The organism is Sphingobacterium sp. BS-2 (assembly GCF_046161205.1).
Lineage (GTDB): Bacteria > Bacteroidota > Bacteroidia > Sphingobacteriales > Sphingobacteriaceae > Sphingobacterium > Sphingobacterium mizutaii.
On the sequence record NZ_JBIXGO010000014.1, the window covers coordinates 1 to 16,811 of the forward strand.

Consider the following 16,811-nt stretch of genomic DNA (forward strand, 5'->3'; position numbering starts at 1 on the left):
TCGCAGCTGTTGGAAAAACCATCAGCCGGGCAACCTTTGGCCCAAAGCAAGGGAAAGGGAAAGGAAAAACAACCATAGAGGCAAATAATCAAGAAAAAATTTGGAATACAACATAGAAGGGGCGTATCGCATACGCCCGCTGCATATTTACAAGAAAAATATCTGCCTTCAGGCAGAATAAATGCTATTTATTACTTCAAAATTTAATAAAAAATAGTTTCCTCATCTTACGATTTCGATGACCACATCCCCTAAAAAAAACAAAAAATAGATTCTTTGTTACTTTTGAAGCGCAAAAGTAACCAAACCGACGAAGGAGCTCACGGATACCAAAAACAACTCGAATCCGTAACGCTTCGGCCAATTTAAGGTGGCTCTTCGCACAATCCGGCGCACATGGATAGAATGCGTTGTTGTCGGGAATATCTTTCAGAAGAACATCCCTTTTAATAGGATGATCTTCTGAAAGCATTCCAAGGCCAATCCCATCGCACGGGCATCGGCATTCTATCCATTTTTCCGCCAAGGAAATGAGCCGTGGGCTAAAGGACTTCCTGCGGAAGGATGGATGTTTGTATAAATTGGGAACCCCTGGAAGGGGTGAAATCTTTGTAGAAAGGTATATCGCTTGACGTATAACCCCTAGCGGGGGTGAAATATTTTTCTGAAAATCCCAACTGAATTCATTTCCAATTCTGAACGATTAGTGAAGAATCTGTACGTAAATGTCTACTAGATTTTGTCATCCTAAATCGAAGATTTAGGAACTGTTCGCCAATACAATGCACGGTATTTTTGATATTGTAGTTTTGCACGTTGAGATCCTTCGGATGAACCTCAGTACAAAAAGCCTTAACTTAATGACATTACCCGATAGGAATCTATCTCAAAAAAATATAAAAGCTAATTTTAAACTGCTTCAAAATTTAAACTTTCAGATTACTTCGACCTCATTCGAGATTCATTCCGAAAAATCGCAAAATGTTTAATCCCATGTTACTCATTTATTCGAAGCGATCTTAGGCTCTTTCCGAAGGATTCTCGAATATGCCTCGAATAAGTCCCGACTGAAACCCAGGTTTAAGACGTAAAATGGAAAAGAAAAATTAGCCCTATTTTTTTACCGACAATAAACATGAATTATCATTGGGATGTTAAATTTTTTAACGCGCTGAACAAAAGAATTAGATAATTGTTAACCGAGCAGCAAAGACCATCAATCCAGTAATGTATGTAAAGGCAGTGGCAATACATGGAAAAATTTGGCTTATGCACATAATATGCTTAAAATGATGCTGTTTACGCATTTTTTAAGCCTATATCGGTTAATTTAGGTAAACATTTATTTTGTATCTTTGATAGGAAATAAATAAAAATGGACAAAATATGTTTATTATCGGTTCAGATATGTTGTTCATTCCGTTAATCATTTCAGTATCTTCGTATGGGTTATTTTGATAAGAATCTTGGAAGGAGAAATAATAGCGTTCTATTGATTTTTATTGGAATACCTGGATGGAACGTCCATCCGTTTTTGAATATTTTTATGAATCAAAAAAATAATTTTTAATTATGTTGAAAGGTTTTTTTACAGTTCCTACGCCAGCAAATGAGCCCGTTTACTCATACGCTCCTGGAACTAAGGAAAGAAGTTTATTAAAAGAAGCTATTGCTGCTGCAAGAGCAACAGAAATAGATATCCCGATGTACATCGGAGGCGAAGAGGTTCGCACGAGTAAGAAAGTTAAAATTACGCCGCCACATGACCATAAACATGTGTTAGGTTATTTCAATCAAGGAACAAAAGAAAATGTTAAAGAAGCAATTGATGCTGCTTTAGCGGCTAAGAACGATTGGGAAAACCTTCCTTGGGAACAAAGAGCTGCGATCTTCTTGAAAGCTGCTGAGTTGATCTCTACCAAATATCGTTATAAATTGAATGCTGCAACCATGCTTGGACAATCTAAGAATCCTTACCAAGCGGAAATTGATTCAGCATGTGAGATTGCAGATTTCTTGCGCTTCAACGTGAAGTACATGAGCGAAATCTACCAACAACAACCTCCGATCAACCCTAAAAATGTGTGGAACAGAGTTGAGCAACGTCCTCTTGAAGGATTTGTATTCGCATTGACTCCATTCAACTTTACAGCCATTGCAGGAAATTTACCTACAAGTGCTGCCATGATGGGTAATGTTGTCGTATGGAAACCAGCTAATACACAGATCTATTCTGCAAATGTATTGATGGAGATCTTCAGAGAGGCTGGAGTTCCTGCTGGTGTAATCAACTTGGTATATGTATCAGGTCCTGATGCTGGTGATGTAATCTTCAAGCACCCTGATTTTGCTGGTATCCACTTTACTGGATCTACAGGTGTATTCCAAGATATCTGGAAAACTATTGGTGAGAACATCCACCTTTACAAAACATATCCACGCATTGTAGGTGAAACTGGTGGTAAAGACTTTATCTTGGCTCACCCATCAGCTGACCTAGATGTATTGAATACAGCATTAGTTCGTGGAGCATTTGAGTTCCAAGGACAGAAATGTTCAGCGGCATCACGTGCTTATGTTCCTAAATCACTTTGGAAAGAGTTGAAGGAAAAAATGGAACGTGATATCAAAACCTTCAAAATTGGTGGAACGGAAGATTTCAGCAACTTTATCAATGCTGTAATCGATGAGAAAGCTTTTGACAAGATCACTAAATATATCGATAGAGCAAAAGAATCTAAAGATGCTGAGGTAGTGATCGGTGGTGAGTACGATAAATCAAAAGGTTACTTCATTAACCCTACGGTTATTGTTGCTGAGAAAGCAGATTACGAAACAATGTCAGAAGAATTATTCGGTCCAGTATTGACAATTTATGTTTATGATGACAAGAAATGGGCTGAAACATTGAAATTGGTTGATACAACTTCAATCTATGCATTGACAGGTTCTATTATTTCACAAGACCGTTATGCTATTGAAGAAGCTACCCATTACTTGCGTAATGCAGCTGGTAACTTCTATATCAATGATAAATGTACAGGTGCCGTAGTTGGTCAACAGCCTTTTGGTGGTGCTAGAGGTTCAGGTACCAACGATAAAGCCGGATCTATGATCAACTTGTTGCGTTGGGTATCTCCAAGAACAATTAAGGAAACTTTTAACCCTGATGTAGATTACCGTTATCCTTTCTTATCAGAGGAATTATAGAGTATTATTAAAATAAGTTTGAGGAGCTATCTGAGAAGATGGCTCCTTTTTTTTGCTTATTTAACCTTCAGTGAGATGATTTTTTTCTATCAAGCCCTTGTATGGGGTATGGATTAAAAAGTAGTTTTCTCAAACTTACGATGACACCGATCCTTAAAAAAAACAAAAAATAGATTCTTCGTTTCACTCTGAATCCCTCCTTAACGCATTTCCAATTCTGAACTACCAGTGAAGAATCTGTACGCAAATGTCCACTACATTTTGTCATCCTAAATCGAAGATTTAGGACCTGTTCGCCAATGAAATCTGTAGTATTTCAACCATAGTTTGTATAGTTTCAAGATCCTTCCTGCATCAGGATGAACGGCATAATTGTGAACGTGGTTCGAGTGACTGTTCGCCAATGCAATCCGCAGTATTTCAATCATTTTTTGTATAGTTTCAAGATTCTTCCTACATCAGGATGAACGGCATAATTGTGAACGTGGTTTGAGTGACCTGTTCGTCAATGCAATCCGCAGTATTACAATCATTTTTTGTATAGTTTCAAGATCCTTCCTACATCAGGATGAACGGCATAATTGTGCACGTGGTTCGAGTGACTGTTCGCCAATGAAAACTTATTATATGTTCAAAATAGGATGCGGGCTTATGCAATAAGCCCCTACGAAATTGGGTGAAATTATTGTTGAATGTAATGCCAACGATAATCCTGTGCCGGGTCTCGACTCCGCTCGACCATCGGGATAATGATCTAGGTCTATCCGGTGGGTGAGCGGAGTCGAACCCCCCATCCTCGTTGGGTGAGCGGAGTCGAACCCAATCCTGGTTCAAATAATCCCCATCTCCCAATTCCTACTTCAAATATTTTTCTATCATTCCCTAAATTTTCTTATTTTGATACAGAAAATCACTACAATACTAACGGTGGTGTTACCATTATTAAACTGATCATCAATTAGAGCTGCGTATATGTTTAAAAGATTGTTTTTATTGGAATGGAGATCTTTTTTTAGGTCGGCTGATCTGGGGAAAAGTTTGTCGGTCAGGCTTCTTCTAGCTTTCCTAGGAATTTATTTTCTAGGGTCTGCGGTGACCTTTGGAGTATCCTTACATTTTTTGATCAGTGAATTGTTCCCAAATCAGGTGCCGATCCATTTTGTGGGGAAATTTCTGTTGTATTGGTTCTTTTTGAGCTTCTTGATACGGTTGATGATGCAAAAGCTTCCCATATTGAATGTCAAGCCTTTGTTGGTCTTAAATATACCACGGAGTAACATAGTGAACTATACGCTCTTGAAATCATCTAATTCTTTTTGGAATTGGATGCTGTTGGCCGTTGTTGTGCCCTATTTGATAATTACTGCAAGAGTAACTGATTTCACGAATTTTCAATTATTAGCTTGGTGCATTGCCGTCGTGGGATTTGAATATGTCATTAACTACCTGAATCTTTATGTACAGCAGAATTTCGATAATGGTGTTTTGAAGACCCTTCCAATTCTTGCATTACTTGCAATCATATTTGGCTTGGATTATTTCGAAATATATTCCGTTTCAGGATTATTTGGACAGTATTTCGATCTGGTTTTAGAATATCCAGTTTTATGTTTAGCTGCGGTAGTCTTAGCGGTATTGAGTTATTTTCTGCTCTATCATGATGTGAAAAAGAATTTGTTTTTGGATGCTTATCTGCAAAAAGAAAGATCGGTAGTCAAAAACTATGATCTTTCATGGACGAACCGTTTTGGAGAATTGGCTCCCTTTCTTCAATTGGACATGAAATTGATCTGGAGGTCGAAAAGAGCGAGGACAGTAATTTACTCTTGTTTGATATTTGTCCTCTATGGCCTACTTTTCTATCCACAAAAGGAAGGTAACCCGACCTCTTTAGTTTTTGTTGGGGTTTTTATTACGGGAATATTTGTGATCAATTTTGGTCAATTTGTTCCAGCTTGGGATAGTACCTACTATGCGATGCTCATGACTCAAAATATGCCTATCAAATTATATTTGGAATCCAAAGCGATGCTGATGTATCTCTCCATTGCAATCATGACCGTGTTGAGTACGGGTTATCTTTATTTCGGATGGATAATTGTTTGGGTGAATATTGCTTGTGCGATTTATAATTTAGGAGTCAACGTGCCTGTTATCCTCTATTTCGGATCCATGAATAGGAAGAGGATTGATCTAGATAATGGCAATATCTTTAACTATCAAGGTACGGGTGCAGCTCAATGGTTAGTGGGTATTCCGTTATTGATTGCACCAATTATTATTTGGGCAATTGCCTATTATGCGGGGGGAATCCATGTGGCCAATATTACACTGATTGTCATTGGCTTAATTGGGTTTGCTATGAGGAATGAAATATTAAATAGGATCGCTAAAAAGTATCAAGAGAATAAGTACAAGATATTGATTGGGTTTAAGGAAGTTAATAATTAATTGTAGATATTGAATTGAAAATAAATGATCGAGATAAAAGATATAATAAAAAGCTATAATGGAATTCGGGTACTTAATATCCCGAGTTTACATATTGGCAAAGGCGAGAGTGTAGGGGTAGTTGGAAATAACGGCGCAGGGAAAACAACTATGTTTAGTTTGATTTTGGATCTTATCCAACCGGATTCAGGCGAGATATTATTGAATGGTATTCCAGTTCATGGACAAGATGGATGGAAGAAATTTACCACAGCTTTTATTGATGATAGCTTCCTGATTGGATACCTGACCCCCGAGGAATATTTCTATTTTCTAGGCGAGTTACGAGGGATGAACAAAAGTGATGTAGATGCTCTGTTGGCAGAGCATGCAGAATTTTTTAATGGTGAAGTATTAGATAAGAAAGTCTACGTCCGTGATCTATCCAAAGGAAACCAAAAAAAGGTGGGGATCGTTGGGGCACTCATTGGAAATCCGGATTTGATTATCTTGGATGAGCCTTTTGCAAACCTGGATCCAACCACACAATTTAGGTTGAAAAAACTGATTGCTAAAATAAGGGAAAATAAAGATGTAACGCTGTTGATTTCCAGTCATGATCTTTCCCATACAGTTGAAACTGCAGACCGGATCATTGCCTTGAACATGGGCTTGGTTGTAAAGGATGGTATCAAAACGGAAGAAACATTGGCAGAGTTGAATTCATTCTTTGCTGTTGAATAATAAGCTTAATGGCTAAGCCTATTTTATGGCCTAGCAGTAAATAAATAAGAATCCCAGATTGAAGATGGCCTTAGCTATTCTTTAATCTGGGATTCTTTTATTTAAATTTCGCTCTTGAGTTTGCTTAAACATTTTTTGAGAACCTATTGATCGTACTTCCGTCGTCAAGGTTCAAGGATACTTGAAGGGTTTTGCCTTGCGCGGTGATGTCTACGTAGGTTCTGTTTCCTGCTTTTGGCCCACCACCAATGATCACATAATAGTTATGGGAATTGTCTGGTGGGTGGAAGCTGTATTTATGGGTGTGTCCAGAAATCACGGCATCCACTTTATTGCTATTTAGTATATCGTGGAAGCACTCATAATTATGTTTTGTACCATGCCAATCATCCGAGTGATGGAATGGAATATGGGTGATGACAAGGGTATGTTTTGCTTCTTTACGTTCTTTTGATTGGAGGACTTTTGACAACCATTCCTTTTGCTCCAATCGGTAGTTGTCATAATCTACTGTCCCTGCATAAACTTCATGGTCATCTGGTTTATCTTCACCGCTGTCTAGGATAATCCAATAGATGGGCCCCATGCGGAATGCTTGGTAGAATTTGTTTTCTGGATAATCAAAGTATTTTTTATAGTCCCTGGCAAAAGCTCCCCTTGTTTCATGGTTGCCTCGGATCATGAGGAATGGAATAGTGCTGGCAAACTTATTTCCTACAGGCTTCAATAGTTTTTCGGTCAGGTCTGCTTGGTTGGTCACAGAGTGGAAAGAATCGCCATTTAAGAATACCAAATCCTTTTTTGCCAATTTGCTCTTATCAAATAGGTAAGCGTAGCTGTCTTTATCCTCATGGATATCGTTCAGGATCAAGCAGTGTATGCTATCCTGTTTTGGTAGAGGCAAGGTGATATCGAAAGGCTCCGACTGGATAGTGCCAGCATATTCAATTTTGTAGGGTTCGAATTTGCTGATTTCCTTAGCCACGACCTTATATTTTAACTGTCCGTTTTTATGGTTCACCTTGAATTTGAACAGTTCCGCATTGGCATTTCGCATTCCATCTTCGACCTGATAAACGGATTTCAGGGTATTGTTGTTGGCATCTAGGACTTCAACCCAAGCTAGGCAAGGTTTGTTGAAAATGGCACAGATGGTTACTGTTTCAGCGTTTAGGTTTTGTAGGTAGGGTGGGCAGGCTAATGAAAAGGCTGCATTTTGTTTCGGGACCAGCTTTTCTGCATAAGCGGGGGTGCTAGCTCCTAAACCGATTAAACCAATTCCCTTAAGGAAGTTTCTTCTATTAAAACTCATGCTTGTTTATGGTTAATTTGTGTACTTGTAAATTTATAAAAAACATCTTTGTATTACACAAGTTATTCCTGCTGTAGCAACAGTTTGACAATAGCGGGTTTGAGCCATAAAAAAACAGCACCTCCATTGAGATGCTGTTTCAATATATACTCCTATTAATTTGAAACCTAGAGGAGTTTTGTAAAAAATGATTCTAATTAATCTTCTTCCCTGATAGCAGCTTGATCAAGATCTACACCACTTACTTCAGCTCTGATTTTGTGTTCTAGTTCATCCATTAAATCTGGATTGTCTAAAAGCAAGGTTTTAACGGCATCACGACCCTGTCCAAGTTTAGTGTCACCATAGCTGAACCATGAACCCGATTTTTTAACGATTCCGTATTCAACGCCTAAGTCGATGATTTCACCTACTTTAGAGATACCTTCACCAAACATGATGTCAAATTCAGCGATACGGAATGGAGGAGCAACTTTATTTTTAACGATCTTTACTTTTACGCGGTTACCTGATACTTCATCAGAATCTTTGATCTGCGAGGTACGACGGATATCCAAACGAACGGAAGCATAGAATTTCAAGGCATTACCACCAGTGGTTGTTTCAGGGTTACCGAACATAACACCGATTTTCTCACGTAATTGGTTGATGAAGATACAACAACAGTTGGTTTTTGAGATGGTACCAGTCAACTTACGTAAAGCTTGGGACATCAAACGAGCTTGAAGACCCATTTTGGATTCACCCATTTCACCTTCAATCTCACCTTTAGGTACTAAAGCTGCAACCGAGTCAATAACAATAACGTCGATGGCTCCAGAACGGATTAAGTTATCAGCAATTTCTAAAGCTTGCTCACCATTATCAGGTTGAGAAATCAATAGGTTTTCGATATCTACGCCAAGCTTCTGTGCATAATATTTATCAAAAGCGTGCTCCGCATCGATAATCGCTGCGATACCGCCTTTTTTCTGCGCTTCTGCTACAATATGAGTAGCTAAGGTAGTCTTACCAGAAGATTCAGGGCCATAGATTTCGATAATACGTCCTTTTGGAACACCACCAATACCTAAAGCGATATCTAAGCCTAATGAACCTGTAGAGATAGCTTCAATAGGTTCAACAGCTGTATCGCCTAATTTCATGATGGTACCTTTTCCGTAGTTCTTTTCTAATTTATCTAATGTAAGCTGTAAGGCTTTTAATTTGTCTGAGTTGCTCATATTTTTAGTATAACGTTGTCAAAAATAATTTATAATAATGAATTCTACAAATAAAATGCTAAAAAAGTTAGTTATTTTATGTTAATGTTTTCTTGAGGTGCTTTTTTAATTGTTTAAAGCTGGTATTTGGAAGTTTGATTTAATCTTTGTGAACCAATTTTGCCTTTTTATTTCGTTCAAAATATCGGCAAAAATAAGAGATTGGGCAAATATCGCATTTTGGCGATCTAGCCAAGCATATATACCGACCATGTAAGATGAGCCAATGGTGAGCCATAGCTATGGTATCTTTGGGTAAATGTTTGACAAGTTGCTTTTCTGCTGCAAGCGGAGTTGTTGCCTTATTTGTCAAACCAATTCTATCGGCGACACGGAACACATGGGTATCTACCGCCATGGCAGGGTTATGGAAAACAACAGAAGAAATTACATTGGCTGTTTTTCTTCCTACTCCAGGAAGTTTGACCAGGTCTTCTACCTTTTCAGGGATTTCTCCATGGAATTCACTCAGGAGCTTTTGCGCCATCCCAACTAAGTGCTTTGCTTTGTTGTTAGGATAACTTACCGACTTAATATAAGTGAATACTTCATCGGAGGAGCTTGCCGCTAGGGATTCAGGGTCAGGATATCGTTCAAATAGGGCAGGAGTGACCTGATTGATGCGTTTGTCCGTGCATTGTGCAGAAAGGATTACTGCAATCAGCAATTCAAAGGGATTGCCATAATTCAGTTCCGTTTGAGCATCGGGATTATGGGTAGAAAAATATTCAACAAAAGCCTTGTAACGTTCTTTTATCAGCATAAACAAAGATAATAATATTTCTAGGGAAGATTTAAGCTTTGTGAAGGGAATAGTGTATAATTGACGAAGCCACTCTTTCTTAGAATGGCTTCGTTATTATAAGTTACGTAAGGTCTTAGAATAATTGAGGATACTTTCTATAGTTCTGTCTTCTGGATCTTTAGACAACTGTTGTATGCAACTTTTGATTTTCTCCTCGAATGATAATTCAAGATTAACGTCTTGAATGATACCTGAAAGTTGACCTTCGTAATTTACTTCTTTTGTTTTAGTAGAGTTTTCGACCATAAGCATCTTGTTTTCTATCTAAACGCAAGATACTTAGCAATATTGTGAAAAATTTAACATTTTTTTACTTTTTTTCTGAAACTAATTTATTAGCCTCTACGATAGCGTTATAGGCATTCACGATACCTCCACTTACACTGATTTCATCCAGATAGACACGTTTCGTGTTACCATCTTTTTTGATTTTTACTTTTTGGTCTACTTTAGTTACGCTCTTCATGATCACATCTTTCACTTGTTCTGCAGTCAATGAAGGGTAATAAGCACGGATCATCGCTGCTAAACCTGCAACAACAGGGGCTGCCATACTTGTACCTTGGTTTTCTTTGTATTTAGATTCAGGGATGGTCGAGTTGATCTTAACACCCGGTGCAAACACATCCACACTACGATAACCATAGTTTGAGAAGCTGGCCAATAGATCAGCATCTTGTTTCAAGCCTGTAGCACCTACCGTGATCCAATTTTTAGCTTCTCCGACAATAGCATCTACACTATCCGTAAAATATTTGGTTGGATAGTTTTTCTCAATATCATTATCTTGGGAATCATTACCAGCGGCATGAACAAGTAAAACATCCTTGGATTCTGCATATTTTATAGCTTCATCCACTGCTTTTTTATTGTAAGCATAACCTTTACCGAAGCTCATGTTTATTACTCTTGCGCCATTGTCCACTGCATAACGGATTCCATTGGCAACATCTTTGTCACGTTCATCACCATTAGGTACTAGACGAACAGCCATGATCTGAACGTTGTCCGCAACGCCGTTAACTCCTTTGTTGTTGTTGCGCTTGGCACCGATGATACCGGCAACGTGTGTTCCATGTTCCGCATCTGGACCTTTTACGTCTGGGTTTCCGTAATCCCGTTGAGAGGCATCTTCGTAATTGTCGCCTACAACGTGCCTTGGATCAAACTCCTTGTTCAAATGGTAATCCGCTTGATCTGTAAAGTATGTTACAGCATCATTGATATCGGTGTAGAATTTATCGAATGAACCATTGTCCAGTTCTTTCTTTGCAATTCTTACAGCCATTTTTTGTTGGTCACCTTCCGGTTGGAAAGCGTCTAAATCGGCTTTAGTGATATCTTTTGGTTCTTTGCCAATTTTTTTGATTACTGCATCCACTTCATTTTTAAGTCGACCGTAGTTCAACTTACCGAAAGATGCTTCTTCCATTTTGGAAGTATAATCGGTGATCATTTTTTGGTAGGCTACGAATTCCCTTCTTTCTTTTTCAGAAAGCGGCGTAGTTGGCAATACTGAAATGTATTTAGGTTCGTAAATTCGGATCAAGCGGGTTACCTCTAGGTTGTCTTGATTAACATTCAAACCATCTTTACCTCCAATAAAGTTCCATCCGTGGACATCGTCGATATAGCCGTTGCCATCATCATCTATGCCATTACCTGGGATTTCCTTTGGATTGGTCCATAATACATCCTTTAAATCTTCATGTTGGATATCCACTCCACCATCAAGAACGGCCACAACTACTGGAGTTGCTTTTTTTCCTTTTAAAAGTTCTTGGGCTTTTTCAGTACTGATCCCCATGACACCGTCTTTTTGAAAATCAAGATTATACCAATTTGCGGGAGGAGTAGCAGTCTTATCTTGGCTAAAACCAAGTGTCGGAAGAATTCCTAAAGCTAAATAGCACAGAAATTTATTTGTTCCTATCATATTTTTATAGATTATAATTCGACAAATTTAATATTTTCAACTAGATGCTTTTGTTAATTAATCTAAAATCACAAAAATTTTATCTTATTTTTAAGCATTCAATAACCATTATTAACTAAATAGTATGAAAGATAAATATGTAATTGGTTTAATATTGTCAATCATGATATCATCCTGTTCATCAGATAACAAAGTACAGAAAGAGCCATTGAGCTGGCCCGATGCAAGCGCACCTATTGCCGAAAAGAAAGCCCATGAAAGAATAATCCACGGTGATACCGTCTCTGATCCTTATTATTGGATGATTGATTATTTCAAGAAGGGAGCTGATTCTGCACAGGTTGTAGCCTATCTGGAGGCAGAGAATAAATATACCGAAGCCATGATGAAGGATACTGAATCTTTTCAGGATATCCTATTCAAGGAAATGAAAGGTAGGATCAAGGAAACTGATGAGAGCGTTCCATATTTGAAAAACGGGTATTATTATTATCAAAGGACCGAAGAAGGGAAACAATATTTCAAGCTTTGCCGTAAGAAGGGTAGTTTGGATGCTAAGGAAGAAGTGCTATTGGATGTAGATAAGATGGCGGAAGGATTTGCCTATTATGCCATCGGTGGTGCTACGGTAAGCCCGGATAACAAATTGCTTGCGTTTTCAGTTGATACCGTTTCAAGAAGAGAATATGTTATCCAATTCAAGAACCTGGAAACGGGGGAGCTATTAGCGGATAAAATTGTAAGGACTTCTGGTGGTTCAGTATGGGCATCTGATAATAAAACGATCTTCTATACTTCCAAGAATCCAGTGACCTTATTAAGTGAAAAGATCAAGCGCCATACCTTGGGTACAGATGCTGGATCGGATGCCGTAGTTTATGAAGAAAAGGATAACACCAACTATATAGGGGTAAGTAAATCCAAGAACGATCAATATATCTTTATTTATTCAGGAGGTACGCTAAGTTCGGAGACTAGGTATATAAAGGCAGATGAGCCGAATGCAGAGTTCAAGGTTTTCCAACCTAGAATGAAGGATGTGCTCTATGATGTGACGCCATTGGCAGATAAGTTTTTGATTGTTACTAATGACAATGCCCAGAACTTTAAGGTAATGGAAACACCATTGGATAAGACTACAAAAGAGAATTGGAAGGAATACATTCCGCATAGACAGGATGTTTTGGTTCAGGGGATTGATGAGTTTGCTGATTATGTAGCCATTTCGGAAAGGAAAAATGGATTGACACAATTGGCAATCAGAAACCTAAAGGACAACTCGCAGCACTACCTGGATTTCGGTGAAGCGGCATATACGGTCTATCCAAGTACGAATGCAGAATATAATACCGACGTAATAAGGTATGGATATACATCGATGGTTACTCCCTCGTCAACTTTTGACTATAATATGAAAACCAAAGATAAGACCTTGATGAAGCAACAAGAGGTTCTTGGTGGTTATGATATGAAGAATTATGTGACTGAGCGCGTCATGGCGAAGGTAGCAGATGGTACGGAGGTTCCTATTTCTATTGTCTATAAGAAGGGAACCAAAAAGGATGGTACTGCTCCATTGTTATTGTATGCCTACGGTTCTTATGGCAATTCCATGGATCCAAGCTTCAGTTCTTCGAGATTGTCCTTGTTGGATAGAGGGTTTATCTATGCCTTAGCTCATATCCGTGGTGGTGAGGAAATGGGTAGACAGTGGTATGAAGATGGAAAAATGATGAAAAAGAAGAATACTTTCACGGATTTTATAGACTGCGGAAAGTATTTGATTGATCAGAAGTTTACCGCTAAGGAACATCTCTATGCCCAAGGAGGAAGTGCAGGAGGATTATTGATGGGTGCTGTGATCAATATGTCACCTGAGATCTGGAATGGAGTGATTGCTCAGGTACCATTTGTTGATGTAGTCAATACCATGCTGGATGAAAGCATTCCATTGACGACGAATGAGTATGATGAATGGGGTAATCCAAACAACAAAGAAGCTTATGATTATATGAAATCATATTCTCCGTATGAAAATATTGAGGCTAAAGAATATCCAAACCTATTGGTGACAACAGGGCTTCATGATAGCCAGGTGCAGTATTTTGAGCCAGCAAAATGGGTGGCGAAATTACGTGCAACCAAAAAGGGCAATAATGTAATCCTATTGAAAACGGATATGGATTATGGACATGGTGGAGCTTCTGGAAGGTTTGACTATCTGAAAGATGTAGCATTGAGTTATGCATTCCTATTTAAGTTGGAAGGAATTACCAAATAAAATAGGAAAAGAGATATACAAGAAAGGGCAATAGTTGATTCTATTGCCCTTTTTCTATGATTAGAGAATTTCTTATTTGTGATTTAAGCTATCAGCTCTGTTTTCTGCTTCAATTTCGCGGGCATCGATTTGATGCTGCTTGTAGTTTTCCATTGCGATCTTGCTGGCACGTTGGGATACGACCAAACCAAAAATGGCAACTACCGTTACGACTATTACTCCCCACATATATTTCTTTTTGTCTTGCTTAACCAACCAGTACATAAAAAGGATGTAAGGGATAACGAATAGGGCGTAAAAAAAGATACTTGGACCAACCATGATTTTTTAATTTGATGCAAAATTAAGGATTTATTTATATATCGATGCAAATGCTTCATTTTGAATTGAAATCTTACAAAACAATGAAAGATTTTAAACGTTTCAATAATTGGAAAGTCTGATTGAAAGGTTTTCAATGAATTTAGGGCGAATTTATTTTATAAATAAAAAAACTACTTTCAGATTGCATAAAAGAAAAAAATAATTGTTTACTTTTGCGCTGTCTGATCACTAAGTATATAAGACAAAAATATATGTATTGTAACAAGTTAAATATGAACTCTTTCGCTCAAGCTTGCATCAAGCTTAGTATAAGGGCATATTATGCAATGCGTAGATTTAACTGTCCAGTTCTTCGATTCCGACGACCTATTCTGCCTCGAGCTTGATACCGAGGCAGGCAAACTTCCCATATTGTCATTCGCCCGGCTCGGCGATTGATATTCAAATTAGATTAGTTAGTTCAAATACTTTGGTATTTATTTTTTAGGTCGACATTATTCAATGACAATCTCAGATTTTTTAATTATTCCCGCGACGGCAAACCATGTAAAGTATGCCGACGAAGTCTGTAATGAAATGTTCGAGTCTGCAAAGGCTCGTGGGACAGGTATTGCACGCAGAAAACCAGAATACGTAGCGCGTAAGATGGAGGAAGGTAAGGCAGTTATTGCTTTACATAAGGATGGGACTTGGGCTGGTTTCTGTTATATTGAGACCTGGAGCCATGGTGATTATGTGGCGAATTCAGGCCTTATTGTCAATCCGCAATTCCGTAAGGTAGGTTTGGCAAAAGCCATCAAGAAACGTGTCTTTGACCTGTCCAGGGAGAAGTATCCGAATGCGAAGATTTTCGGATTGACCACAGGATTGGCAGTCATGAAGATCAATTCTGATTTAGGATATGAGCCGGTTACTTATTCGGAGTTGACGCAAGATGAGGAATTCTGGAAAGGATGCCAGTCTTGTGTGAACTTTGACATCTTGGTTTCTAAAGATCGTAAGAACTGTATGTGTACGGCGATGTTATGGGATCCAGTGGAAAAGGAAAAAGAGCTTAAAGAAAAGATCCTTCGTAAAGCAGAGGCTAAAGAGCGTCTGGATCGTATTTCCAAAAAGCAATCGCTATTGAAAAGGATAGAGGCCAAGCTTTGGAGATCGACTAAAAAAATGGTCGCTGCGGTAATTCCCGTAGGGATTAGACCTGTTAAAGGTTTTTAATTTGTTATTTTTGTTATCATCAGCATATTAATCGTTATCAAATGAAAAAAGTAGTTTTAGCATTTAGTGGTGGGTTGGATACTTCCTTCTGTTGTATCTACCTGTCTCGTGACTTAGGATTAGAAGTTCACTCCGTTGTAGTAAATACCGGAGGTTTTTCAGCGGAAGAATTAAAGAATATCGAAAAAAAGGCCTATGACCTAGGTGTAAAGTCGCATACTACTATTGATGAAACTGAAGACTATTACCAAGACACCATCAAGTATTTGATTTTTGGTAATGTTTTGAAAAATGCTACTTATCCGCTTTCAGTATCAGCTGAGCGTGTTTGCCAAGCCACAGCGATAGCAAACTATGCGAAGAAAATTGGAGCAGAATGTGTTGCACATGGTTCAACAGGTGCAGGTAATGATCAGGTTCGTTTTGATATGATCTTCCAAACCTTGATACCGGGTGTAGAGATCATCACACCAATCCGTGACCTACAATTGTCTCGTGAGGCAGAAATTGATTATTTGAATTCACATGGTGTTGAATATTCTGCTGAAAAAGCAAAATATTCCATCAATAAAGGATTATGGGGAACTTCAGTAGGAGGGGCAGAGACGCTAACTTCGAATGAATACCTTCCAGAGTCTGCATGGCCTACTCCTGTAACTTCTACAGAGCCTCGTAAGATCACTGTTGACTTTGAAAACGGTCAACCGGTTGCTTTAGATGGTGAGAAAATGAATCCAGTGAAGGTTATCCAAGAGCTTCAAGCGATTGCTCAACCTTATGGAATCGGTCGTGATATCCACGTTGGAGATACCATCATCGGTATCAAAGGACGTGTTGGATTTGAGGCTGCTGGGCCAATCATTTTGATCAAAGCACACCATGCTTTGGAAAAACATACCTTGACGAAATGGCAACTTTCTTGGAAAGATCAATTAGCAGGTTTCTATGGTAACTATATGCACGAAGGTCAAATGCATGATCCTGTAATGCGTGATATGGAGGCTTTCCTTCAAAGTTCACAGGATACTGTTTCAGGCCGCGTATTTATCGAACTTCACCCGTACCGATTTGTGATCTTGGGAATTGAGTCTGAGCATGATTTGATGTCCAACAAGTTTGGTTCATACGGTGAAATGAACAAAGGCTACACTGGTGATGATGTGAAAGGTTTCTCGAAAATATTCGGTAACCAAACCATCATCTGGCACAAAGTAAATAACAAAGGCTAACCGCCTTTCTTCAAATATTGAAAATCTTTTTGCAAACCAAGGTAGCTGTCTAGGCTCCTT

Annotated in this window: 12 protein-coding genes; 6 read left to right on the top strand and 6 right to left on the bottom strand. The window is 38.5% G+C overall.

Features of this window, described 5'->3' with window-relative positions; all coding sequences use genetic code 11:
- Positions 1-1,572 precede the first annotated feature (1,572 nt).
- Entirely contained in the window at positions 1,573-3,210 is a 1,638-nt protein-coding gene (gene pruA, locus ACK2WI_RS05345) for an L-glutamate gamma-semialdehyde dehydrogenase (RefSeq protein ID WP_312698400.1), read from the top strand.
- Positions 3,211-3,479: 269 nt separating this feature from the next.
- On the opposite strand, the gene ACK2WI_RS05350 is transcribed toward pruA, so the two are convergent.
- The gene (locus ACK2WI_RS05350; RefSeq protein ID WP_409149992.1) at positions 3,480-3,638 is read right to left on the bottom strand and encodes a hypothetical protein; all 159 of its coding nucleotides are present in this window, start codon (positions 3,636-3,638) and stop codon (positions 3,480-3,482) included.
- A 544-nt stretch (positions 3,639-4,182) separates the two neighbouring features.
- Here ACK2WI_RS05350 and ACK2WI_RS05355 point away from each other — a divergent pair.
- Both ACK2WI_RS05355 and ACK2WI_RS05360 read left to right on the top strand, forming a co-directional pair.
- Positions 4,183-5,661 (top strand): DUF5687 family protein, encoded by a 1,479-nt coding sequence (locus ACK2WI_RS05355; protein ID WP_312696704.1) that lies wholly within the window; start codon positions 4,183-4,185, stop codon positions 5,659-5,661.
- 24 nt (positions 5,662-5,685) lie between these two features.
- Positions 5,686-6,384 carry an ABC transporter ATP-binding protein gene (locus ACK2WI_RS05360; RefSeq protein ID WP_093100335.1) on the top strand — a complete coding sequence of 233 codons (699 nt, stop codon included), beginning with the start codon at positions 5,686-5,688 and terminating at the stop codon, positions 6,382-6,384.
- A gap of 124 nt (positions 6,385-6,508) precedes the next feature.
- Here ACK2WI_RS05360 and ACK2WI_RS05365 read toward each other — a convergent pair whose 3' ends face one another.
- The 4 genes from ACK2WI_RS05365 to ACK2WI_RS05380 form a co-directional block, all read right to left on the bottom strand.
- A complete protein-coding gene (locus ACK2WI_RS05365; RefSeq protein ID WP_409149993.1) occupies positions 6,509-7,696 on the bottom strand; it encodes a metallophosphoesterase family protein in 1,188 nt (395 codons plus the stop codon).
- 197 nt (positions 7,697-7,893) lie between these two features.
- On the bottom strand, positions 7,894-8,919 hold the full coding sequence (gene recA / locus ACK2WI_RS05370; protein WP_093100333.1) for a recombinase RecA: 1,026 nt from the start codon (positions 8,917-8,919) through the stop codon (positions 7,894-7,896).
- A 139-nt stretch (positions 8,920-9,058) separates the two neighbouring features.
- Positions 9,059-9,721 (bottom strand): endonuclease III, encoded by a 663-nt coding sequence (nth, locus tag ACK2WI_RS05375; RefSeq protein WP_409149994.1) that lies wholly within the window; start codon positions 9,719-9,721, stop codon positions 9,059-9,061.
- Between the two features lie 352 nt (positions 9,722-10,073).
- Positions 10,074-11,699 carry a S8 family peptidase gene (locus ACK2WI_RS05380; protein ID WP_409149995.1) on the bottom strand — a complete coding sequence of 542 codons (1,626 nt, stop codon included), beginning with the start codon at positions 11,697-11,699 and terminating at the stop codon, positions 10,074-10,076.
- A gap of 124 nt (positions 11,700-11,823) precedes the next feature.
- Between ACK2WI_RS05380 and ACK2WI_RS05385 the strand changes: the two genes are divergently transcribed.
- A complete protein-coding gene (locus ACK2WI_RS05385) occupies positions 11,824-13,980 on the top strand; it encodes a S9 family peptidase (protein WP_312696699.1) in 2,157 nt (718 codons plus the stop codon).
- A 72-nt stretch (positions 13,981-14,052) separates the two neighbouring features.
- Here the strand turns inward: ACK2WI_RS05385 and ACK2WI_RS05390 are convergent, their stop codons facing one another.
- On the bottom strand, positions 14,053-14,301 hold the full coding sequence (locus ACK2WI_RS05390; protein WP_093100328.1) for a hypothetical protein: 249 nt from the start codon (positions 14,299-14,301) through the stop codon (positions 14,053-14,055).
- Positions 14,302-14,805: 504 nt separating this feature from the next.
- On the opposite strand from ACK2WI_RS05390, the gene ACK2WI_RS05395 reads away from it, so the two are divergent.
- A complete protein-coding gene (locus ACK2WI_RS05395; RefSeq protein WP_093100327.1) occupies positions 14,806-15,522 on the top strand; it encodes an N-acetyltransferase in 717 nt (238 codons plus the stop codon).
- 41 nt (positions 15,523-15,563) lie between these two features.
- Complete coding sequence (gene argG / locus ACK2WI_RS05400) at positions 15,564-16,751, top strand: argininosuccinate synthase (protein WP_093100326.1); 1,188 nt, start codon at positions 15,564-15,566, stop codon at positions 16,749-16,751.
- Positions 16,752-16,811 lie beyond the last annotated feature (60 nt).